At 61.9% G+C, this 22,604-nt stretch carries 22 protein-coding genes and 1 tRNA gene; 18 read left to right on the top strand and 5 right to left on the bottom strand.

The features are described 5' to 3' along the window. From icmH to OIU19_RS16375, 7 genes are all read left to right on the top strand, one after another. Complete coding sequence (gene icmH, locus OIU19_RS16405; RefSeq protein ID WP_264235889.1) at positions 1-822, top strand: type IVB secretion system protein IcmH/DotU; 822 nt, start codon at positions 1-3, stop codon at positions 820-822. 128 nt (positions 823-950) lie between these two features. Continuing rightward, positions 951-1,469, top strand: a complete 519-nt coding sequence (locus OIU19_RS16400; protein ID WP_264235888.1) for an Hcp family type VI secretion system effector — start codon at positions 951-953, stop codon at positions 1,467-1,469. 68 nt (positions 1,470-1,537) lie between these two features. Then, on the top strand, positions 1,538-1,699 hold the full coding sequence (locus tag OIU19_RS16395) for a hypothetical protein (protein WP_264236058.1): 162 nt from the start codon (positions 1,538-1,540) through the stop codon (positions 1,697-1,699). Further along, entirely contained in the window at positions 1,669-2,217 is a 549-nt protein-coding gene (locus tag OIU19_RS16390; RefSeq protein ID WP_264235887.1) for a hypothetical protein, read from the top strand. Before OIU19_RS16395 ends, OIU19_RS16390 begins: the two co-directional genes overlap by 31 nt. A 17-nt stretch (positions 2,218-2,234) precedes the next feature. Next, the gene (locus tag OIU19_RS16385; RefSeq protein ID WP_264235886.1) at positions 2,235-2,705 is read left to right on the top strand and encodes a DUF6708 domain-containing protein; all 471 of its coding nucleotides are present in this window, start codon (positions 2,235-2,237) and stop codon (positions 2,703-2,705) included. A gap of 41 nt (positions 2,706-2,746) precedes the next feature. Beyond that, positions 2,747-3,565: a DUF6708 domain-containing protein gene (locus OIU19_RS16380; protein WP_264235885.1), complete on the top strand. Its 819-nt coding sequence runs from the start codon at positions 2,747-2,749 to the stop codon at positions 3,563-3,565. Further along, a complete protein-coding gene (locus OIU19_RS16375; RefSeq protein WP_264235884.1) occupies positions 3,562-3,822 on the top strand; it encodes a PAAR domain-containing protein in 261 nt (86 codons plus the stop codon). Before OIU19_RS16380 ends, OIU19_RS16375 begins: the two co-directional genes overlap by 4 nt. A 122-nt stretch (positions 3,823-3,944) precedes the next feature. Here the strand turns inward: OIU19_RS16375 and OIU19_RS16370 are convergent. The 5 genes from OIU19_RS16370 to OIU19_RS16350 all read right to left on the bottom strand — a co-directional run bounded on the left by OIU19_RS16370 (position 3,945) and on the right by OIU19_RS16350 (position 7,603). Further along, a tRNA-Gly gene (locus OIU19_RS16370) sits at positions 3,945-4,020 on the bottom strand. Between the two features lie 64 nt (positions 4,021-4,084). Then, the gene (gene pgsA, locus OIU19_RS16365) at positions 4,085-4,645 is read right to left on the bottom strand and encodes a CDP-diacylglycerol--glycerol-3-phosphate 3-phosphatidyltransferase (RefSeq protein WP_186557107.1); all 561 of its coding nucleotides are present in this window, start codon (positions 4,643-4,645) and stop codon (positions 4,085-4,087) included. 33 nt (positions 4,646-4,678) lie between these two features. Beyond that, complete coding sequence (uvrC, locus tag OIU19_RS16360; protein WP_264235883.1) at positions 4,679-6,502, bottom strand: excinuclease ABC subunit UvrC; 1,824 nt, start codon at positions 6,500-6,502, stop codon at positions 4,679-4,681. Positions 6,503-6,511: 9 nt separating this feature from the next. Next, the gene (gene uvrY / locus OIU19_RS16355; RefSeq protein WP_264235882.1) at positions 6,512-7,150 is read right to left on the bottom strand and encodes a UvrY/SirA/GacA family response regulator transcription factor; all 639 of its coding nucleotides are present in this window, start codon (positions 7,148-7,150) and stop codon (positions 6,512-6,514) included. Between the two features lie 78 nt (positions 7,151-7,228). After that, complete coding sequence (locus OIU19_RS16350) at positions 7,229-7,603, bottom strand: helix-turn-helix domain-containing protein (protein WP_264235881.1); 375 nt, start codon at positions 7,601-7,603, stop codon at positions 7,229-7,231. 605 nt (positions 7,604-8,208) lie between these two features. Here OIU19_RS16350 and OIU19_RS16345 point away from each other — a divergent pair. The 11 genes from OIU19_RS16345 (at position 8,209) to OIU19_RS16295 (ending at position 22,531) form a co-directional block, all read left to right on the top strand. After that, positions 8,209-9,516, top strand: a complete 1,308-nt coding sequence (locus OIU19_RS16345) for a nucleotide sugar dehydrogenase (protein ID WP_264235880.1) — start codon at positions 8,209-8,211, stop codon at positions 9,514-9,516. A 63-nt stretch (positions 9,517-9,579) separates the two neighbouring features. Then, positions 9,580-11,112 (top strand): glycosyltransferase, encoded by a 1,533-nt coding sequence (locus tag OIU19_RS16340; protein WP_186557121.1) that lies wholly within the window; start codon positions 9,580-9,582, stop codon positions 11,110-11,112. 16 nt (positions 11,113-11,128) lie between these two features. Then, positions 11,129-12,292, top strand: a complete 1,164-nt coding sequence (locus OIU19_RS16335) for a PilZ domain-containing protein (RefSeq protein WP_264235879.1) — start codon at positions 11,129-11,131, stop codon at positions 12,290-12,292. A 22-nt stretch (positions 12,293-12,314) separates the two neighbouring features. Continuing rightward, entirely contained in the window at positions 12,315-13,766 is a 1,452-nt protein-coding gene (locus tag OIU19_RS16330) for a tetratricopeptide repeat protein (RefSeq protein WP_264235878.1), read from the top strand. Further along, positions 13,763-15,217: an alginate export family protein gene (locus OIU19_RS16325; RefSeq protein WP_264235877.1), complete on the top strand. Its 1,455-nt coding sequence runs from the start codon at positions 13,763-13,765 to the stop codon at positions 15,215-15,217. Before OIU19_RS16330 ends, OIU19_RS16325 begins: the two co-directional genes overlap by 4 nt. Positions 15,218-15,231: 14 nt before the next feature. Then, positions 15,232-16,659, top strand: a complete 1,428-nt coding sequence (locus OIU19_RS16320; RefSeq protein WP_264235876.1) for an MBOAT family protein — start codon at positions 15,232-15,234, stop codon at positions 16,657-16,659. Positions 16,660-16,668: 9 nt separating this feature from the next. Next, complete coding sequence (locus tag OIU19_RS16315) at positions 16,669-17,763, top strand: alginate O-acetyltransferase (protein ID WP_264235875.1); 1,095 nt, start codon at positions 16,669-16,671, stop codon at positions 17,761-17,763. An 18-nt stretch (positions 17,764-17,781) separates the two neighbouring features. Further along, the gene (locus OIU19_RS16310) at positions 17,782-18,411 is read left to right on the top strand and encodes an alginate O-acetyltransferase AlgF (RefSeq protein WP_264235874.1); all 630 of its coding nucleotides are present in this window, start codon (positions 17,782-17,784) and stop codon (positions 18,409-18,411) included. A gap of 26 nt (positions 18,412-18,437) precedes the next feature. Continuing rightward, complete coding sequence (locus OIU19_RS16305; RefSeq protein WP_264235873.1) at positions 18,438-19,847, top strand: alginate biosynthesis protein AlgX; 1,410 nt, start codon at positions 18,438-18,440, stop codon at positions 19,845-19,847. 107 nt (positions 19,848-19,954) lie between these two features. After that, a complete protein-coding gene (locus OIU19_RS16300) occupies positions 19,955-21,061 on the top strand; it encodes a polysaccharide lyase (RefSeq protein WP_264235872.1) in 1,107 nt (368 codons plus the stop codon). A 15-nt stretch (positions 21,062-21,076) separates the two neighbouring features. Continuing rightward, the gene (locus OIU19_RS16295) at positions 21,077-22,531 is read left to right on the top strand and encodes a right-handed parallel beta-helix repeat-containing protein (RefSeq protein ID WP_264235871.1); all 1,455 of its coding nucleotides are present in this window, start codon (positions 21,077-21,079) and stop codon (positions 22,529-22,531) included. The last annotated feature ends 73 nt before the right edge of the window (positions 22,532-22,604 follow it).

The following is a 22,604-nucleotide window of genomic DNA, read 5'->3' as shown; positions in this document are numbered from 1 at the left end:
ATGACCGACAAGCACAATACCCCTGGCGCCATCGATACCGAGTTGCACGGGCTGCTCGAACAACCCCATAGCGCGGCATCGCGCAGTGAGGCCCCAGCCGACTACCCGGGCTACCCAGCTGACCCGCAATTTCAACTGCGCGGCGCCTTCAGCAACCTCATGATCGATGCGGCAATGCCCTTGTTTGGCTTGGCCATGCGCTTGCAGACACTGGACGATCATCAAGACATCAAGCAGTTGTACAAGGACGTCCACAACCAGATCACTTGCGTCTTGGCAGAGTTGCGCCAGCACAACTATGAGCCTGCGCACCTGCTGGCCTATTCCTACTCCTTGTGCCTGTACCTGGATGAAACCGTGATGAGCACCCCCTGGGGCAAGAACTCCAGCTGGAGCCAACAGCCGCTGCTGAGCGATTTTCACCAGGAAACCTGGGGCGGGGAAAAGTTCTTTACCGTGCTCTCGCGAATGATGCTCGAACCACAGCGCTATCAGCAGGTGCTGGAGTTCATGTACCTGTGCCTGTGCATGGGCTTGAAGGGCAAATACGCCATCCTGCCCAAGGGCGACGAGGCCTTGCAGAGCCTCATCGTCAAGCTACACCGGCAGATTCGCGAACTGCGAGGCCCGGTCCCGGAGTACTTGAGCGACCCACTGACCAATGTCGCGCCGCGTAACTTTCGGATGAACCGCCAATGGCCATGGTGGAGCCCACTGGTGATCAGCGCAGTCGCCCTTGCCGCCTTGTACGCCTTCTATAGCTACCGCCTGCATGTGATTACCACCGAGGTGCTGCAGTCGCTCAACCGCATCCTGCAGTGACCGGCAAGCACGGGATTGGAATTCAACGAATTAGCAAGGCCCATGCCTTGCTGACAAGCCCATCGACCCGCGATGGCCACGCCTGCCCCTGAGGGCAGCGTGCTTTTACATGGACACAGGAGTCTGCCATGCCAACACCCGCTTACATCAAGATCGAAGGCAAAACCCAGGGCAACATCACTGCTGGGGCCTTCACCTCCGACTCGGTCGGCAACGTCTTTGTCGAGGGTCATGAAGACGAGATCCTGGTACAGGAAATCAAGCACCAGGTGATCGTCCCGACCGATCCGCAAAGTGGTCAACCTGCCGGCCAACGGGTGCACAAGCCTTTCACCTTCACCAGCGCGCTGAACAAAGCCACGCCGCTGATGTATGGCGCACTGGCCAGCGGAGAAATGCTGCCAACCGTCGAGGTCAACTGGTACCGCACTTCAGTGGAGGGCAAACAGGAGCATTTCTTCACGACCAAGCTTGAGGACGCAACCATCGTCGACATCAACACCGTGCTACCGCACGTACAAAACATGAAGAACGAGAACTACACCCAACTGATCGAAGTATCCCTGTCCTATCGCAAAATCACCTGGACCCACGAAACCTCGGGGACCGAGGGTTCTGACGATTGGCGCAACCCTATCGCCTCCTGACAGCAGTGCTCCGGGCAGGGTCAGCCTGCCCGGGCATTTTCTTTCTCAGACCGCGCACAGGGACTTGTATGCCCCGCCAATCCAATCTTCGTTACAGCGTGCAACCCTTGGTCGGCGACGCCGCATTCGAGGTGGTCTCGTTCACCCTCGATGAAGCCTTGAGCACCCCGTTCAAGCTCAACCTGGAGCTGGTGCCGCGATGGCCCAGGCCCGCGAGCGCATGCAAGTGAGCCTCGAGGAGTTGCAGCAGCAGTCGCAGTCCAGCCTGCGCAAGGTTCGGCCGATCATCCAGAACGGGCTGCTGAGCCTGGCGGTACTCGATCCGAAGCTGGCGCACAGCGTGATTGTTGTCAGCGTCTGGGTCCAAGGAACGGCAGAGCAAGTGCGCGACACGCTGGTCAATGGCACACGCGCCAGCCTTGAGGAATTGAACCGCGCAGCGCAGGTGACGATGCTCGATCTGACCGTCGCCGTGGGCACCCTGGAGCCGAATGCGCGCCAGGCTCTGCAGGGCCTGCGGGTGACCTCGCGACAAGCGGCACAGTTGCTTGGCACCAGTTTCACAGGGCTGCGCGGGGTCGCGGGAAGCTGGGAGTTGCTACTGGCCATGGGCGGGCTGTACCTGCTCAGTGACAGCCTGGAAAAGAACATGCAAAAGGCCGAGGCCGAAATTGGCGATAAGTCGACACATTCGAACCAGGCTTCACTCTCATATGTATTGGAGGCGGCGCCATCCTTTACTGGCTAATTATCCCCACCATCCGCATGGACATAGAACTCCCCCGCGACGAACCCATCCGCTTCAACCGGCTACGGCGCAAAGTCTATTTCTACCAATACCACTTTGACCGACTCCACCTATTCAGCCGCCAACGCTGGGGTGTACACACGGTTGTTTACGACTGGGATGACCTGGTCGCCGAAGCCTGCAGCGTATACGCACCGATGGGCAATGGCGGTCTAATCGAAAACGTCGTGATTTCGGTCATCAAGCCCGGCACCGAAGAGGTAATAGACCGCCTGTTCTTCACCCACGATATCGAGCAAGGAAAGCAGTACTGGGCACTTGCCCAGTTGTTTATGCAACAAGGCCCCCAGGCCCTGCCCGAGTTCGTCCAGCCACCCCGAGACTGGAACGATGATTCGCAGTTAAGCCCTATTCGGTGCATTGCCCCTAAAGTTCATTGGCCAGAAGAGATAGACCTCGAATCACGCAGCGCGCCGTGCGCTGGGTGAATCACACATATAGTCCACACCATTCTTAGGAAGGACGTCGAGTGAAAAACCACGCACCAACCCTGCCGCGCCGTGCATCTGGCTGGAAATATGATTTAAGCAAACCTAACGACAAGCCAGAGCAATGCTCCCGGTCAGCGAGTTTGAAAACACCCCCAAACCATATCTGCCACACCTACTTCGAACTACCAAGGTCAACATTAAGACACCGGGGCGTAGGTATTTTCGGAGGAGGAATTTCCGTAGCCGTTATCAGCATCATAGCGTTGACTTTAACCTATATGACAATAACAGCCTGGCGAGAGGTTGGCCTCACTCTCATTTTGGTTGGATTATTTTTCGTAATCACAACGTTTTGGGCGGTCATCCCCACCATACGCATGGATATTGAACTCCCCCGCGACGAACCTATCCGCTTCAACCGGCTACGCCGCAAAGTCTATTTCTACCAATACCACTTTGACCGATTCCACCTATTCAGCCGCCAACGCTGGGGTGTACGCCCGGTTGTCTACGACTGGGATGACCTGATCGCCGAAGCCTGCAGCGTATACGCACCGATGGGTAATGGCGGTCTAATCGAAAACGTCGTGATTTCGGTCATCAAGCCCGGTACCGAAGAGGTAATCGACCGCCTGTTTTTCACCCACGATATCGAACAAGGAAAGCAATATTGGGCACTTGCCCAGCTGTTCATGCAACAAGGCCCAGAGGCCCTGCCCGAGTTCGTCCACCCTCCCCGAGACTGGAACGATGATTCGCAGTTGAGCCCTATTCACTGCATCGCCCCGAAAGTTCAATGGCCAACCGATATCGACCTTGAGTCGCGTACGGCACCCTCTGCAGGAGCTAATCTATGAAACCCGTTGCCCTGGTGGGCCATCGCCATGACTGCCCGATACATGGTCCAGGCGTGGTGGAAACCGGCAGTACGAGCTATCGGTTCAATGGCAAAGCCGTCGCTCGAGTGGGAGATCGCACCAGTTGCGGGGCGTTGATTGTCAGTGGCACCGCGCAGTATCAAATAGACGGCCAATGCGTCGCGCGACAAGGTGATCGCAGCGATCACGGTGGTGTTATCGTCGAGGGCGATAGCGGATGGTTACTGGATGAGTAGGGGAAAAGGATCAAGCCTGGCCGTGCCCCATCTGCTTAGGGGGCGAGCCAAATTCCAGGCACAAAAAAAGAGGCCCTAAGGCCTCTTTCTTGTGATCCCAGCGACGCACTAAGGATCGAATTTGGAGCGGGAAACGAGACTCGAACTCGCGACCCCGACCTTGGCAAGGTCGTGCTCTACCAACTGAGCTATTCCCGCGTCGTGATAGGTCGCTATTCTAGCGATCTAGCAAACAACGTCAACCCCTTGATTCAAAAAAACTTTATTTCTGCTCGGAACCTTCGCGCAGGTGCGGCCAGGCGGCGATCAGGTAGTGCATCATCGACACCAGGGTCAGGCCGGCGGCAACCAGCAGCAGGCCATAGCCAAGCACCACCCAGAAGGTCAGCACCGGTGGGTTGGCCAGCAGGATCACCAGCGCCAGCATTTGTGCGGCGGTCTTCCATTTGCCCAGGTTGGAGACCGCGACGTGTGCCCTCGCCCCCAGTTCAGCCATCCACTCACGCAGGGCCGAAACGACGATTTCGCGGCCGATGATCACCGCTGCCGGCAGGGTCAGCCAGAAGTTGGCGTGCACTTGCACCAGCAGCACCAGGGCCACGGCGACCATCAGTTTGTCTGCCACTGGGTCGAGGAAGGCGCCGAACGGGGTGCTCTGCTGCAGGCGTCGGGCCAGGTAGCCGTCGAGCCAATCGGTCGCGGCGGCTATCGCGAACACTGTGCTGGCGGCCATGTAGCTCCAGTGATAGGGCACATAGAACAGCAAAATGAAGATCGGGATGAGCAGGACGCGTAGAACGGTGAGCAGATTTGGAATATTCATCGGTACGACTGGCTGCGGGTTGAGCCAGGCATTCTACTCGCTATGCAGGCTGGCATAAATCAACTCGGCGAGCTTTTTACTGATTCCCGGTGCTTTGGCGATCTCGTCGACACTGGCGCGGTTGAGCTCTTGCAGGCCGCCGAAGTGTTTCAGCAGGTCGCGTCGGCGCTTTGGCCCAACCCCTGCGACATCTTCCAGGCTAGAGGTGGTGCGAGCCTTGCCGCGCCGCGCGCGGTGGCCAGTAATGGCGAAACGGTGGGCTTCGTCGCGAATCTGCTGGATCAGGTGCAGGGCCGCAGAATCGCCCTTGAGGGTGAACTCGTGGGCCACATCATTGAGGTACAGGGTCTCGAAACCGGCCTTGCGGGTCACGCCCTTGGCCACGCCGAGCAGGGTCATGTCGGTCATGCCCAGCTCCTGCATGACGTCACGGGCCATGTTCAGCTGGCCTTTGCCGCCGTCCACCAGCAGCACATCGGGGCGCTTGCCCTCGCCGTCCTTGATCCGCCCATAGCGGCGCATCAGCGCCTGGTGCATGGCGGCGTAGTCATCGCCAGCGGTGACGCCTTCGATGTTGAAGCGCCGGTAATCGGACTTGAGCGGGCCTTCGGGACCGAACACCACGCAACTGGCCACCGTGGCTTCGCCGCTGGAGTGGCTGATGTCGTAGCACTCCAGGCGCTGCGGGACCTCGTCCAGGCCCAGCACCTGGGCCAGCGCCTCGAAGCGCGCGGCCATGTGTTGGCGATTGGCCAGGCGCGCGTTGAGCGCCTGCTCGGCGTTGGTCACGGCCAGTTGCTGCCAGCGCGCACGGGTGCCGCGCACGCGGTGGGTGATGGCCAACTCGCGGCCGCGCAAGGTGTGCACGGCTTCGCTGATGGCTTCGAAGTCCTCGTGCAGCACATTGACGATCAGTTCGCCCGGCAGCTCGCGCTCGGCATTGCCCAGATAGTACTGGGACAGGAAGGCGGCCATGACTTCGCTGACCTCCTCCTCGATACCCACCTGGGGGAAGAAGTTCTTGCTGCCCAGTACCCGCCCGCCGCGCACGCTGATCAGGTGCACACAGGCACCACCAGGGTTGACGAACGCCGCGACCACATCGACATCACCGGAGCCGCCTTCCATGTACTGCTGATCCTGGACCCGGCGCAGCAAGGCGATCTGATCGCGCAGCTCGGCGGCTTTCTCGAAGTTCAACGCCATGGCGGCCTGTTCCATTTCGGCGTTGAGCTCGTTGCCAAGCTGCTGGCTGCGGCCTTCGAGGAACATCACCGAGTGGCGCACATCCTCGGCGTACTCCTCAGGGGAGACCAACCCTACGCACGGGCCTTTGCAACGTTTGATCTGGTATTGCAGGCAAGGTCGGGTGCGGTTGGCGTAGTAGCTGTCTTCGCACTGGCGTACCGAGAAGCCCTTCTGCAACAGGCTCAGGCTCTCGCGGATGGCACCGGCGCTAGGGTACGGGCCGAAATAGCGGCCCTTGGCTTTTTTCGCGCCACGGTGAATCCCCAAGCGCGGGAAGGCTCCGTCAGACAAAAACACATAAGGGTAGGACTTATCGTCGCGCAGGAGAATGTTGTAGGGCGGGCGCCATTCCTTGATCAAGGTCTGCTCAAGCAGCAGCGCCTCGGTTTCGTTGGAGGTAATGGTGGTTTCGACCTGGGCAATGCGTCCAACCAGCGCGGCGGTCTTCGGTGCCAGGCCGGTTTTGCGGAAATAGCTGGCCAGACGCTTCTTGAGGTTCTTGGCCTTGCCCACATAGAGCAGCCGCGCCTCGGCGTCGAACATACGGTACACGCCCGGGCGACCACTGCAGGTCGCCAGGAACGCGCTGGCATCAAAGACTTGGGACATGAGCGGCTTTTATAGGCTTGCGTCGACCATACCGTGGCGAACGGCCAGCAAGGTCAGTTCGACGTCGCTGGTAACCGAGAGTTTTTCAAAGATCCGATAACGGTAAGTATTGACGGTCTTGGGCGACAGACACAACTTGTCGGAGATGATTTGCACTTTCTGGCAGCCGACGATCATCAGGGCGATCTGGATTTCCCGCTCCGACAGCGCATCGAACGGCGAGCCTTGGGGCTGGAACGACTTGAGTGCCAACTGCTGGGCGATCTGCGGGCTGATGTAGCGTTGGCCGGCGAACGCCAGGCGGATCGCCTGGACCATTTCATCCAGCCCCGCACCTTTGGTCAGGTAACCGGCAGCGCCGGCTTGCAGCAGACGCGTAGGGAACGGGTCTTCCTCGCACACGGTGACGGCCACCACCTTGGTGTCCGGATGGCTGCGCAGCAACTTGCGGGTCGCCTCCAGGCCACCGATACCCGGCATCTTGACGTCCATCAGGACGACATCGGGTTTCAACTCCCGGGCAAGCTTGAGGGCCGACTCCCCGGAATCCGCCTCACCCACCACCTGCAGGCCTTCGATATCGGCGAGCATGCGGGTAATGCCGGTACGCACCAGATCGTGATCGTCGACCACTAGGACCCTTATCAAGCAGACACCTCGTCATGGGGGCGATTGGATCCCGCCACCTTAACAAAAAATTTCAGCCTGAACCTAGTGGAATGCGTCCTAGAGATATGCCTGACGATCTAGCCGGCGAATCCTTACAGAATCATCACTACCGGACTCCCCCAGCAAGCGTCCGACCAAGTGCCAGAGGGCTGCCTGATCGCTGGGCGGCAAGCGCCGGAAGGCGCCCAGCAGGCGGTCTTCGTCAGCGCTGAGGCTGTCCAGCGGCGCCGGAGTGTGCTGACCACTGAGGACATATAGCGCATCGACCCCTTTAGCTGCGACTGCGGCCAGATAATCGACTCGCGGGGTTCGCTCACCGCTTTCGTATTTGCCCTGGGCGTTGGGTTCGACGCCACCAATGTCGCCGAACACGCGCTGAGTGAGCCCCAGCCGTTCGCGTTCTTCCCTTAAACGCGGCCCGAATCCTTTCATTTGCAACTCCTTGTCTTTACAACCCAGAACGGATGCATCCCGCACCCATGTGAATAGCCATGAATCCAGATGGAACTATGCCAATGGGATCCAAACCGCGCAAGGGCGCGTTTGCAGCACGCAAAACAGCTAAAGGTCACACTCGAAGAGTGTCCCGCCCATTCAGTATAGCGCCCAGTTAAAACAAGGTTTTACGGTGAGTCCGAGAGCAGGAAAATCAATCGAGCAACAGCACCGCAAACAAATAAATGACAAAAACGAGCGATGAAAAAAACCGCAGGAAGCCAAACAAGCGCGCTTTTGACGCCATTTTCTCGGCACCACCACAGCAATCTATTTTTTGACGCCTAACTAACGACAAACTTTAACTCATTGATTCATAACGGTTTTTAAACTTTCACATGCCGAGATTAAAGTATTTTCAATGCGAGCAATTTGAAAGCTTGCGAAACAAACAAAAACGCCTTTAGGATAAAAATAGACCACTAAGAAACAGCCTGTAACGCCACTTCCTGAGCGCGGCTTACTTCTGCGCGTCTGCCACTTTGAACACTTCTTGAACTGAGAATCTCGGCCGGCCTTGCCGCGCCTTGGGAGAGGGATCTATGAATATCAGTATCTTTGGACTTGGCTATGTGGGCGCGGTCTGCGCGGGCTGCTTGTCGTCTCGTGGGCATCATGTACTGGGTGTGGATATCTCCCAGGCCAAGATTGACCTGATCAACCAGGGCAAGTCGCCTATTGTCGAACCGGGCCTTGAGCAGCTGCTGCTCGACGGTGTACGCAATGGCCGTCTGCGCGGCACTACCGATGTGCAAGCGGCGATTCTGGCAAGTGACCTGTCGCTGCTGTGCGTCGGCACGCCTAGCAAGAAAAACGGTGACCTGGACCTGGTCTACATGGAAGCGGTATGCCGCGAAATCGGCACCGCCCTGCGCGACAAAGGCAGCCGCCACACGGTCGTGGTGCGCAGTACCGTTCTGCCGGGCACCGTCAAGAACGTGGTGATTCCAATTCTGGAAAAGAGCTCGGGCAAGAAAGCCGGGGTCGACTTCGGCGTTGCCGTCAACCCGGAATTTTTGCGCGAAAGCACAGCCATCCAGGACTACGACTTCCCCGCCATGACCGTGATCGGCGAGCTCGACAGCCAGTCGGGCGATCTGCTCGCCTCGCTCTATGAAGGCCTCGATGCGCCGGTGATTCGCAAGTCGATCGAAGTCGCCGAGATGATCAAGTACACCTGCAACGTCTGGCACGCGACCAAGGTCAGCTTCGCCAACGAGATCGGCAACATTGCCAAGGCGTCGGGCGTCGATGGTCGTGAAGTGATGGATGTGGTGTGCCAGGACTACAAGCTCAACCTGTCGCGTTACTACCTGCGTCCAGGCTTTGCCTTCGGAGGCTCGTGCCTGCCCAAGGACGTGCGCGCCCTCACCTACCGCGCCGGCCAGCTCGACGTCGAGCATCCCCTACTGGCCTCGATCATGGCCAGCAACCGCAACCAGGTCGACATCGCCTTTGACCTCATCGAGCGCCAGGGCAAACGCAAGATCGCCCTGCTTGGCCTGGCCTTCAAGGCAGGCAGCGACGACCTGCGCGAAAGCCCGCTGGTGACCCTGGCCGAACAGCTGATCGGCAAGGGTTACGAGCTGCGCATCTATGACGCCAACGTCGAGTACGCACGGGTGTTCGGCGCCAACCGCGAGTATATCGAAGCGGTTATCCCGCACGTCTCGTCGTTGCTGCACAGCGACCTGGAGCAGGTGATCGACGAGGCCGAGGTGATCGTCCTGGGCAACAACGACGAACGCTTCGCCAATGCTCTGCAGCTGGGCGGCGACAAGCAAGTGATCGACCTGGTCGGTTTCATGGACGGCACCAGCGACACCCAGCGCCAAGGTATCTGCTGGTAACCGACACGCGCCCGCCCCGCCCTTTCAAGGGTGGGGGTGGGCGCAAACAGGAGCAAAGGCTACATGGAACGAGTGCAACAGCGACCTTTCGAGGCCCCCGGCTACCTGCGCGCAGCCGCCAGCTTCTGCGCCTGGGCGTGCCTGGCCGGGCTGATCGCGCTGGCGTCGGAGATGATCGCGCCGCAGTACCTGGACCCGAACCATCACCTGTTCATCTTCATCATCGGCACGCTGGGCATGTGGCGCTATGGCAACGCCATCGTCCATTACTTGCGTGGCATGTACTTCCTGCATTGGCGCTTTCCACGGATGCGCCGCCAGGTCGAGCGCCTGGGCGATGCCGCGCTGCCCTCGCACATGTTCATGGTGGTGACCAGCTTCCGTATCCCGACCCTGACCACCTTCAAGGTCTACCAGTCGGTGTTCCAGGAAGTGCAACGGCTGAAAGTGCCGTGCACGGTGATCGCCTCGATCGTCGAGAAAGGCGATGAGAACTTCATCAAGGACATCATGCGCAACGAGGTGCGCGATCGCGACGACATCAAGCTGGTGATCGTGCGCGCCCGTGGCACCGGCAAGCGTGATGGCCTGGCCCACGCCTTCCGCGCCCTGTCGCGGCAAATGCCGATGGAAGACGCGGTGGTCGGCGTGGTCGATGGCGACACCATGATGCTGCCTGGCTGCGTCGAGCGGGCGGTCAAGCTGTTTGCCGTGCTGCCCAACGTTGGCGGCCTGACCACCAACGAGTTCTGCGAGGTCGAAGGCAGCCGCTGGATGCGTCAGTGGCACTCGATGCGCTTCGTCCAACGGCACATCAACATGTGCTCGATGGCCCTGTCGCATCGGGTGCTGACCCTGACCGGGCGCCTGTCGTTCTTCCGCGCCAGCGTGATGACCGACCCGGACTTCATCCGCGACGTCGAGGCGGACTTCCTCGAACACTGGCGACTGGGGCGCTTCCAGTTTCTCACCGGCGACGACAAGTCCAGCTGGCTGAGCCTGATGCGCGCCGGCTGGGACACCTTCTATGTACCTGACAGCCACACCCTGACCGTCGAGCACCCGCCCAGCGACAGCTTCTGGGTCGCCACCCGCCAGCTGATGTTCCGCTGGTACGGCAACTCGCTGCGGCAGAACTTCCGTGCCACCGCCCTGCTCGGCCGTGCGCGCCTAGGGCTGTTCACCTTGTACGTGCTGCTCGATCAGCGGGTGTCGATGTGGACCTGCCTGATGGGCCTGACCGCCTCGGTGGTAGCCGGCTTGGTGTTCGGTATCCAGTACCTGTTGGTGTACCTGTTCTGGGTATTGATCTCGCGCAGCCTGGTGACGGTGCTGTTCGTCTTCGCCGGCCACCCCGTCAGCCCGATGTACCCCTTCGTTCTCTATTACAACCAAATCGTCGGCTCGGTGATGAAGGTCTACGCGATGTTCCACATGGACCAGCAAAGCTGGACGCGGCAGAAAACCACCCTGGCCACCGGCAGCGTCGACTTCGACGCCAGCCTCAATCGCTGGTCCTCGAAGGCGATGCTGTTGAGCTCCATCGCCATCTTCTTCGGGGTCATCACCGTGCTTCTAGAACTCTCGCAACGTTAAGGAAAGGCGCCTGCACATGAGTACAACCAACATCCCCGCAGCCCCGAGCAAGTCCGCAGCCAACATCGTTCACGAGGCGATCGACGAGCGCCAGTACGTGCGCACTCGGATCAATGCCCGCGTGCGCCTCTCTAGTGGCGGCCAGACTGCCTTCGAAACCCAGCTGCAGGATATTTCCCTGGGCGGTATCGGCCTGCTGCACGAAGCCCCGCTGAAGATCGGCGCGCTGTATGACGCCTCGATCCAGCTGCGCCTGAACCAGGTCGACCTGGCGATCGAAGGCAAGGTGCGCATCGTTTCCCAGCGCGGCAACGAGGTCGGTGCGCAGTTCGTCGACCTCGATGCGCAAAAACGCGACATCCTGCGCTACATCATCACCGCCTACATGTCTGGCGAGATCGCCGACATCAATGGCCTGTTCAACGTGATGCAGCGGGAAAACTACATCAAGGAACGCAAGCACAAGCACGCCACTGCACGCACCCCCGGCGCGCGCCTCAAGGCCATGGCCGGCACCTTGCTGTACACCGCCGCGGGCCTGGCAGCCCTGGGTTTCGTCGGCTACAAGGGCTACCTGCTGTTCTTCCGCATCCCTGCCGTGCAGGCGCAAGTGGCGACCAACGCACAGATCATCAGCATGCCCGACAACGGCTATGTGAAGTACCTGCTGCCAGCCGGCACCACTGAAGTCCAGGCCGGCCAGCCGCTGGCGAGCATCTCCACGCAGCTGGCGACCAGCTTTACCAGCCCGGCTGACATGAAGGCGGTGGCCGACCTCGCCCCTGGCGACCTGCAAGCCCTGCTTGGCCGCGCCACCATCGAGACGGTGATCAACAGCCCGTGCGACTGCCAGGTGTACTACCCAAGCCAACCGCTCAATGGCTATGGCTACAAGGACGCCCCGCTGATGCACCTGCTGCCCAAGGATCAGGGCCTGTTCGTGCGCGCCAACGTGCCGTTCGACAAGCTCGAAGATGTCAGCCGCGTGCGTTCGGTGGACATGCAGGTGTTCGGTCTCGACCAGCATTACAGCGGCAAAGTGGTCGATGCGCGAGTCGATGAAGTCAATCGCAACCTGGCGCTGACCATCCAGCCAGACAGCCCGCTGCCGGCAGCGGCCTATCAGAAGGCGGTGGCGGTCGACCTGTTCCTGGGCCTGCCGTTTGCCAGCGCGAACTGAGCGCGTCGAGAGAGATGACCTGATGAAGCTGAAGACGCCTTCGCGCCTGCTGCTGGCCAGCCTGGCCCTGGCCTGCGCCAGCGCGGCCTGTGCCGGGCAGAGCCTGGAGCAGATCCGCTACGCCCTGTACAAGGACCCCAGCGCCGATGTCACCGGCGACCTGCGCGAGCTGGTCGGCCGCGGTGACCTGGCCAGCGCCCTGCTGCTGGGCGACGTGCTGTCGGGTCGGGCCGACGCCAGTGCCCAGGAAGTGGTTGGCCTGTATCACCAGGCCTTCGCCGAAGGCCGCGGGCTGATCCCGGCGCTCGCTTCGCTGGCGCGGCTGATCGACCGCACGCCAAGCCTGCGTCAAGCCCAGCGGCCCTGGGTCGAGCAGGCTTTGAGCCGCTATCCCAGCCGCCTCGATCCACGCAACGCCAGCACCACGCTGGAGGTGTTCTTGGTTTATCCAGAGCTGATCGACGTGCCGCAGGCTGCCGAACTGCTCGGCTTGTATGAGCAGTCGTGCCTGCTCAACTGCCGGCCGCAGCTGTACCGCGCGGTACTGGCCGAGCGCCAGGGCGATCGCGCCGGCGCCGAGCGCTGGTACCGGGAGGCGGCGCGTACCGACGTACGCGCCATCGATCGCTACTACGCGTTCCTTGGCGAAAACCAGGACCAGGCGTTCCGCGCCTTCGCCACCCAGCTGGAGCCGGAACGTGCGCAACTGCCGGTAGAGATCGTCCACCGCATCGCTGCCTTGCTCGACAACATCACCAGCGTCCAGCGTGCCGAACAGGAGGCTGATCGCTTCGAGCGCCAAGCCAGCAATCCTGCCGCCGCCAACCTGCCGCCAAACCCTGAGCAACTGGCCCGCGACAAGGCCCAAGCCGACGCCTTGGCGCTGGCCACTGGGCAGGTCCAGCGCTGGCGGGACGCTGCCGTCGCGCGCGGCTTCGTGCCGGCGATGGTGTCCAAGGCCAACTACATGATCTCCAACCCCACCGAGCACAACGCCGAGGAGACTCAAGCGTTGATCGATCAGGTGCGCCAGCGCGACCCGACCCGGGCCAAGGCCCTGCAAGCGTCGTTCTACATGGTCAACAACTGGCTGACCCTGGACCCGGACAAAGCCCGCGCGCTGATCGACGAACTGCGCGCCAGCGGCTACCCCGATGCCGGCTTGCTGTTGGCCGAGTACTACAGCAAAGGCGTCGAAGACCAGCCGGATCAGGAGAAAGCCTTGGCACTGTTCCGTGAAGAAGCCGACAAGGGCTCCTCCACCGCCTGGTACCGCATGGCCACCCTGCACACCTATGGCCGCGCCATCTGCCACGACCCCGTCAAAGCCTACACCTATGCCCGCATCGCGCTGGACATGGGGGAACGTGGTGCGCGCAGCCTGGTCCGCCGACTGGAAAGAACCTTGCCCAAGGATGACATCGAGCGCGCCCTGGCCGCACGCAACGATCTGTTGAAGGAGGCTACTCTGTGAAAGCGCATTCCCCCCTGTTCGGCGCCCTGCTCGCCCTGGCCCCCTTGCCAGCGGCGTGGGCGGCTGAAGAAATCACTGGCCCCGAGGCTGACAGCAACGCGCCGGTGCGCGTTGCTGCGGCCGATGGCAGCGAGCCGGTGATCACCTCGGAGTTCTTCAACAAGCTCACCGTACAGACCGGCTATGGCCCAGAAGACTCGCAAGTCGGCAGCGACCGCGAGATGTTCTACAGCCTGCGCTACGAGCCGTCCTTCGCCTGGTATTCACCAGAAAAGCGCTGGTCCAAATGGATGGTCTACGGCCGCCTGTGGCTGAACTACGACTCCAGCCAGTCGAGCAACCTGACCAACGAATCGACCAACAACACCGCCCGCGAACAAGCTGAAGGCTGGTACGCCGAGCTGCGTGAGTTGTACGTCAAGCGCAACCTGATCGGCGATGACCCGCGCTTCTCGCTGTCGCTCGGCCGTCAGCGTTTTTACGACACCTACGGCATCTGGTGGGACGACAGCCTGGAGTCGTTGCGCTTCAACTATCAGGACACGTTCTCCGATGCCTTCATCGCCGTCGGGCAGAAATTCCATAACTACAACACCGACGTCAACTCGCTGGCCGACAGCGAAGAACGCACCACCTATGTGATGGGTGAATACGCCTATCGCTGGAGCCAGAACAACCGGGTCGGCGTGCGCCTGATGCACGAGAACGATCACAGCGGCCATGACGCCGACGACCGCTACGACTTCAAGGGTGTGCGCTACGGATTGTTCTTCAACGGTGACAACCTGGCCTACCCGGTGCTCAGCGACTACCACCTGGAGCTGGCCGCGCTGGACGGCAAGATGGACAACACCGACGGCCGCGGCCAGACCACCAACGGCCACAACAGCAAAGGCTGGGCGGCCCTGGGCGAGCTGGGCAAGCGCTTCGACGATTTGCCCTGGACCCCACGGGTTGCCTTGCGCGGCGGCCTCACCGACAAACCGAGCGACGAGAACGATGGCTTTCGCCTCAACGCCATCCAGTCGGACCGCATCACCCGCAGTGGCTCCTACAGCACGCGCCTGACCAGCTCGTTCGTGGCCCTCGACTTGCGCAACCTGAGCTACTACGGCGTGTCCCTGGAGACCCGCCCGACCCCCCGCAGCGCCCTCGACCTGCGTGTGACCCAGCTCAACCTGCGCGATGAAGACGGCACCCTGCCGATCCGCATGAACGGCGACCAACGTGCCGAGCGCAACCGCGCCATCGATCGAGGCACCCAAGGCAATGGGCGCAACGTCGGGCAAATGCTCGACGTCAACTACTACTGGAAGATGTTCCCGGTAGCCCTGGACGGCAAGCACCTGGATATCAACGCCCTGGTCAGCGCCAGCTACCTCAATGCCGGGAGTGCGCTGGAAACCGGCGATGACTACCAGCTGAGCGTCGGCGTGGTGATCAGCTACTAAGGACGGACCCTGCCATGATCTTCGCCTCCAATGTGTTCCTGTTCCTCTACCTGCCGCTGTTCCTGGCCGTGTATTTCCTGTCCAGGCCACAGTGGCGCTCGACCGTGATCGTCGCCGCCAGCTACATCTTCTATGCCTGGTGGCGGCCGGACTTCTTGCTGCTGTTCGTGGCGATCACCTACTGGAACTACTGGTTCGGCCTGCGCATCAAGGGTCGCCTGGATGCCGGCGACAAGCGCTGGGCGCTGCGCCTGCTGTGGATCGGGATAATCGGCAACCTGTCGACCCTGGGCTACTTCAAGTACGCCAACTTCGGCGCCGAAGTGCTGGCCGTGCTGCTGGCGCCGCTGGGGATCAACACCTGGACCTTGGAGAACATCTTCCTGCCGCTGGGGATCTCCTTCTATGTGTTCCATGCGTTGAGCTACATCGTCGACATCTATCGCAAGGATGCCACGCCGACCAACCGCTTCATCGACTTCGCCGCCTTCGTCGCGCTGTTCCCGCACCTGGTGGCCGGGCCGATCCTGCGCTACAGCCAACTGGCGCCACAGCTGCGTGAGCGCACCCATTCGCTGGAGCTGTTCTCGCTGGGGGTGTGCCGGTTCATGCTCGGTTTCATCATGAAGGTGCTGATCGCCGACCGCCTGGCGCCGATCAACGTGCTGTTCGTTGGTGAAGGCGCGTTGCAGTTCAGCGATGCCTGGTTCGGCCTGGTGGTCTCGACCCTGCAGCTGTACTTCGACTTTGCCGGCTACAGCCACATGGCCCTGGGCCTGGCGCTGATGATGGGCTTTCGCTTTCCGGAGAACTTCAACCAGCCCTATGTGTCGCAAAGCATCACTGAGTTCTGGGCACGTTGGCACATGACCCTGGCGCATTTTCTGCGCGACTACGTGTACATGCCGCTGGTGCGCAAGCGCGTCACCGGCGCCCTGCCGGCGCTGATCTGGACCATGCTGCTGTCGGGCCTGTGGCACGGCGCGAGCTTTGCCTTCATCTGCTGGGGGCTGTTCTTTGGCGTCGGCATGGTCATCGAGCGCAAGTTCAACCTGGCGACCAAGATCACCACGCCCTACCACCTGGGCCGCAACCTGCGTACGGCGCTGCTGATCGTGTTGAGCATGCCGCTGTTCTTCACCATGGACCTGCGCCACAGCCTGGATATCTACAAGGCGTTGTTCGGCTTCAACGGCTTTGGCTCGCTGGAGCTGTATGTGCTCGGTGCCTCGAAGATGGCCATGTCGTTTGCCCTGGTGGCGTTGGTCTGGCTGCTGCTGGCCGGGATCAACAACGTGCGCTTCTACGCCGGCAACAAAGAGGGCTACTTCATGCGTCACGTCGGCGCGCTGCACAGCGTGCTGCTGTGGGGTGGTTTCTTGCTGGCGTTGAGCAGCCTGGCGGCCAACTCGTTCTCGCCCTTCCTGTATTTCCAGTTTTAGGAGACGGCCATGTATCCGGTGATGAATACGGCCAGCAAGGTCAACGGCATTCTCTTCGCCCTGGTGTTGGCAGCGATGTTCGTCTACTCGCTGCCCCCGGTGTTCAGCTTCGCGCGCACCCAGACCGACACCTGGAACCTGTTCGTCGACGGCAAGCTGCTGCGCAAGTTCGAGCAGGCCTACGACAAACGCTTCTTCCTGCGTGACCCGTCAGTGGAGCTGTGGGCCGATGCCCAGTTCCAGCTGTTCGGCGAAGGCACCAAGGGTGTCGTGCTGGGCAAGCAGGGCTGGCTCTACACCAGCCAGGAATACCGCGTGCCCAATGACCTCGAAGCCAATGTGGCCACCCAGCTGGAGCAGATCGCCAAGGTTGAAAAGCAGCTGGCCGAGCATGGCAAGAAGCTGGTGCTGCTGCCCTTGCCGATGAAGCTCGATGTGTATGCCGAACATGCCCAGCACGCCTTCGACCCACGCGTGGTGAGCCTGTACGACCGCTTCGTCGGCGAGTTGCAGGCGCGCCAGCTGGACGTGGTGCCGCTGCGGGGGGCCTTCCTCAGCAACCTCAATGGGCCGCAACTGTTCCTCAAGTCCGATACCCACTGGAGCCCGGAGGGTGCGCGGCTGTCGGCCTACGAGCTGGCTCGCCAGCGTCCGCAGCTGTTGGGCGACCAGGTGTATGTGTCGCACAAGGCCGGTGAGAAGAGCATCAAGGGCGACCTGATGAACTACATCCAGTTCGACCATAGCCGCCTGGCGCCGCAGTTCGGCCCCAACCAGATCGAGCTGTACGAAACCCTCAAGGCCGAGCAGAACACTGACGACCTGTTCGCTGAGGAAGATCAGAGCCTGCTGCTGGTCGGCACCAGCTACAGCAAGATCGACGACTGGAACTTCGTCGGCTTCCTCAAGGAAGCGCTGAACCGCGACCTGCTGTCGATCGCCGTGGAGGCCCGCGGGCCGTTCGAGGCGATGAGCCAGTTTCTTGCCAGTGACCAGTTGAGCAACCCGCAGATCGACACCGTGGTCTGGGAGTTCCCCCTGCGCACCCTGCTCGCCCACCGCCCGGGATCGCTGAGCCGTAGCGCCCAGCCCCAGCATTTCTGACGATTAAAGGAGTACCTGATGAAACTCTCGAGCCTGTTTACCGCCATCGCCCTGGCTGCTGCCAGCCACAGCGCCCTTGCCGCCGAAGGCAACGCCGACCTGTACGACGCCGTGGCGCCGGCCGACTCGGCCTTCGTGCGCGTGCTCAACCTGTCTGAGGGCAACATCGATGTCAGCCTCAGCGGCAAGGTCAATCCGCAGCGCGTCGCCGCCGGCCAGCTCAGCGGCTACCGCTTCATCCCGGCCGGTACGCACAAGATCGCCGTCGGCGGCAAGGCCATCGAACCCCAGCTCAAGGCCAATGCGGCCAGCACCGTGGTCTACGACGGCAAGCAACTGACGCTGATCGCCGACAAGTACGTCAACGAGCCGAAGAAAGCGCAGATCGCCTTCTACAACCTGACCGACAAGCAGGCCGCGCTCAAGACCGTGGATGGCAAGCACGTGATCGTCGACCCGCTGAGCAACGGCCAGACCGGCAGCCGCATGGTCAACGAGATCAAGATCGGTTTTGCCGCTTATGAGGCCGAGCAGAAGGTGGCCAGCTTCGATGAACTGTTCCTCAAGAAAGGCCGTTCCTACAGCTACGTGCTGCTGCCAGGTGGGCGCAGCATGAGCCTGGCCAACAGCATCGACCCGACCGAGTGACCGCCCGCTGCAAGGATGAATGGCACATGAAGATCCTCGTAACCCTGGGCCTGGGCGCCGCCTTGGCCCTGCTCAGCCAGGCCGGCCAGGCCGCCGAGCCGAGCGCTGCGGCCAAATCTGGCTGCGAAAACCTGCAGTGCATGGTCTGCCCGGCCCTGAGCGACCCGCAGCGCTACGCCGAAGGGCGTATGAAGCTGATGCGCGAGATCGTGCCCGGCAAGGACCGCTGGCTGTTCCGCTCGGTGGTCGACTTGACCAACGAGTTCGGCATCCCGGCCCCGATGCGCCCGGAGTTCGCCCGGCTGATGAAGGCCTTCGACCAGCAAGGCATTCACGTGGCCATGGCGATCCAGCCGACCCGTGGCCTGATGCACCGCGACAAGCTGCCCAGCGAGCACCCGCTGGGCTTTGACTACAACCGCGCCAGCGCCAACCTGGCCGCCTACCTCGGCCAGTTGCGCCAGGGCGGTGCGGTGGTGGCGCCGATGATGCAGCTGGTGCAGCAGCCGCCCAGCAAAGAGTTCTTCTTCCGCCGCGACCACCACTGGACGCCAGCAGGCGCCGAGGCGACCGCACGCTTGATGGCCGATGAAATCCGCCGCCAACCGTTCTATGCCGGGTTGACCAAGAAGGAGTACCGCACCGAGCCTGGGGTGATGGTGCCCAAGGACGGCACGCTGAACCTGGCGCTGAGCTACATCTGTGGCAACAACTACGGTTTTCAGTACGTGCGCGGTTACCAGACCATCCCGGTGGCGGACGGCGCCGATGCCCTGTTCGATGAGGCGCCGGACCCGGAAGTGATTCTGGTCGGCGACAGTAACGCCGCGGCGCGCGAAGACGAGAGCAAGCAGTTCAACTTCGACGGCTACCTCAAGCAATACCTGGGCGTAGACATCCTCAACTACGCCCTGCCCGGTGTCGGCGAGGATGGCTCGTTGCTCGAGTACCTGCTGTCGGATGACTACAAGGCCGAGGCGCCCCCCAAGTTGATCATCTGGGAGCTGCCAGCCAACTACCGGCTCGACTCGCCGCTGATGTACCGGCAACTGGTGCCGGCGGTACAGGGTGGCTGCAAGGCCTCGCAAGAGGTGCTCAGTTCCAAGCTGCAACGCCCAGCACTGAAGATTGGCGAGCGTATCGAGCTACTGTCCAATGCCGGCAGTGAGCGTAAGTCGCTCAGTGGATCGAAAGGGTTTCTCGACATCCGCCTGAGTGACAAGAACGTCAAGGACTTCTACGTGATCGTCTACTACGACAATGGCGCGCGCGACAAAGTGTGGTTCCGCCGTGAGGCGGCAGTGACCGGCGGGCAGTATTACCTGGAGCTGAGCAAGGATCCTGCATACGCCGGGGCCAACCTGCTTTCGGTGTTCCTCGAGCCGACCAAGGCCGGTAGCGCCGCTACTGACGTGGAAACTCGACTATGCCTTTGAACCGCGTGATTGGGGCCGCGTTGCGGCCCATCGCAGGCAAGCCAGCGCCTACAGGGATCGAGTCGATGCCGGTCGCTGAGAACACATCCAAACCTGTAGCAACGGGCATGCCTGGGCGCCGAACCCTCCTGGCCCTCGCTACCGCCCTATTGCTGCCCCAAGCCCAAGCCGCACACTCGATCTGGCCTGCCCGCGCCACCCCGCAGGCGGCAATGATCGCCGACTACCGCACCCTGTCCTGCAGCAAGGAGCCGCCAGCGCCCTACACCGGCACCCTGCGCCTGGAAAGCAAATACGACCAACGTGACGCCAGCAAGTCGACCCTGCGCTCAAGCCCCGATGCCGACAGCGAACGCATCGCCAAGCAGGTCAAACAGTTCGTCGGCGGTCTGATCTACGCCAGCAAACGCTTCCAGCGCGCGAAGAAACCGCAGGACGCCAACATGGCCCTGGCCTGCCAGGACCAGTGGCTGCAACACTGGGCCAGCGCCGGCGCCCTGCTCAACCCAGACGCCAGCAGCACCGGCATGGCCGCGCGCAAATGGGCCCTGGCGTCGATGGCCGGCGCCGTGTTGCTGACCCAGTCGGCCAGCGCCGGCAAGCTTGAGCTGACGCCCGTACAGAAAGACTGGTTCACCCGCCTGGGCGAACAGGTCATCCGCGAGTACGATCCGCGCCGCAGCGCCAGCGGTGTGTATTTCAACAACCACGACTACTGGGCCGCCTGGGCCGTAGCCGCCACCGGCATGCTGGTGGGGCGCGATGACTTCATCCAGTGGGCCGACGGCAATCTGCGCCGGGGCCTCGAACAAGCAGTGCGCAGCAGCGACGGCAGCTATGCCTACCTGCCGCTGGAAGTCGCCCGCTCCAAACTGGCCGCTACCTACAGCCAATACGCCCTGGTGCCGCTGGTGCTGCTGGCAGAATCGGCACGCGCCAATGGTTTGCCGTGGAGCGCCGAAGACCAGCAGACCCTCGACCTGCTGGCCAACTTCGCCGCGCGCAGCGTGCTCGATCCGGACCAGTTGCCCGAGCTCAAGGGCCAATCGCAAGTCGATGTCGCGCCGTACAAGCTGGCCTGGCTGATCCCCTTCTTGCAGCGCAACCCCAGCCATCACTTGGCCCGCGAGCTGTACGACAGTGAGGACGGCGAAGTGGACAACTACAGTCAGCTCGGCGGCCCGATCCAGCCGGCTTATTCCCCTTTGCGTTGAACAAGGAAGTCCCCTATGGCCCCGCTCGCCCGCTTCTCCCTCACTTGCCTGGCCGCGCTGCTGCTGGCCAGCACTGCCCAGGCCGCCACCCAGACGCTGGCGGTCAACCAGGCACTGGAGGTGCTGCAGCCTGAACAGCACCAACTGCATCTGCAGCAACTGCGCCAGCAGGCACGCCAGGCGACCACCTTCAGCCAGGCCGAACGCCCGCGCCCGGCAGGCCGCGCCAGTGTCAGCCTGCAACCGATGTTCTCGTCCCAGGCTGGCAGCTGGCCGTTCGAGCCGTTCGTCAACAACGGCCTGTTCCGGGCGATCGCCGGCTACCAGGCGCATCACCCCCAGGTGGTGATGCTGCGCGGCGGGAGCATCAGCCTGGCGCAACTGCACGACGCGTTGAACGACCCGCGGATCATCAAGCGCTACAAAGATGGCTACTTGCTCAGCTACCCGCTGATGATCGGCGCCGATGCCGGGCTGGTCCTGGAAGGCACCAGTCTGTACCTGTCCAGCTTCTCCGGCACCGCGCTGATCAACCAGGGCTGGCTGGGCTTGAACCAATCCAACCTGGAGAGCATGGCGGGCGACAAGCCGGGCAACACCGATCGCGCCTGGCGGCCATTCGTGATCGCCTGGGCTGGCAGCCACACCCAGGTGATCGGCTCGACCCTCAAGCGCCTGGGCTACAACGCCAACCTCTCGCGCGGCCTGACCACCGCCCTCAGTGCCCAGCAGTCGCCCAACAGCCGCCCGGCGACGGTGCTGATTCGCGACAGCCAGTTCAGCGAGCTGTCCACCGCAGTGGAGCTGCAACACAGCCAGGCGAGCATCCAAGGCAGCCAGTTCGAGCAGTCCCAGCAGTACGCCATCGATGCCCGCGACAGCCAGCTGAGCGTCACGGGCAATCAGCTGCGCGGGGTCGACAACAACAGTGGCGTGCGCCTGCGTGGACAGACCCGTGCGCGGCTGGAGGACAACCTGATTCTCGGCGCCGCCAAAGCCGCCATCGAAGTCAGCGAGCAACAAGGCGCCGTCTTGCTGGTCGGTAACCGCATAGGCGACAGCCGCGGCAACGGCATTCAACTGCGCAATCTCGCCCCCACTCCGGCAGCGCCGCTGGTGATCGACGACAACCTGCTGGCCAGCAGCCAGGGCAGCGCTATCGATGCCAGCGAAGTGGCGGCGTTGACGCTGATTGGCAACCGCATTGGCAATACCCCGGAGTATGCGATCAGCTTGCGTAATGGCACGCCCATGGCAGGGCCCTTGCTGCTGAGCGGCAACCGTTTGGGGCAGGTCGGCAAGGCGGTGGTGCGCGTCGAAGGCATGCGCGTGGTGGAACTGGGTGGTAACAGTTTCGATGGCAAGCCGGTGCTGCAGAATCTGCTGATTGGCGATTTGATGCCGGTGCAAGGGGCGTTGCTCGATGCCACGGTGCGCCAGGGCGAAACGGTGCGGGTGACCCAACGTTGATCGGCTGGCGGTGAATTTGCCCTAGTAATACCTAATTGCAGGACAAATCGCAGCGGCGCACCGCCGCTCCCAC

The sequence above is a fragment of the Pseudomonas sp. BT-42-2 genome, assembly GCF_025847435.2.
In the GTDB taxonomy this organism is placed as follows: Bacteria; Pseudomonadota; Gammaproteobacteria; order Pseudomonadales; family Pseudomonadaceae; genus Aquipseudomonas; species Aquipseudomonas urmiensis.
This window is presented reverse-complemented; position numbering and strand designations above follow the sequence as displayed.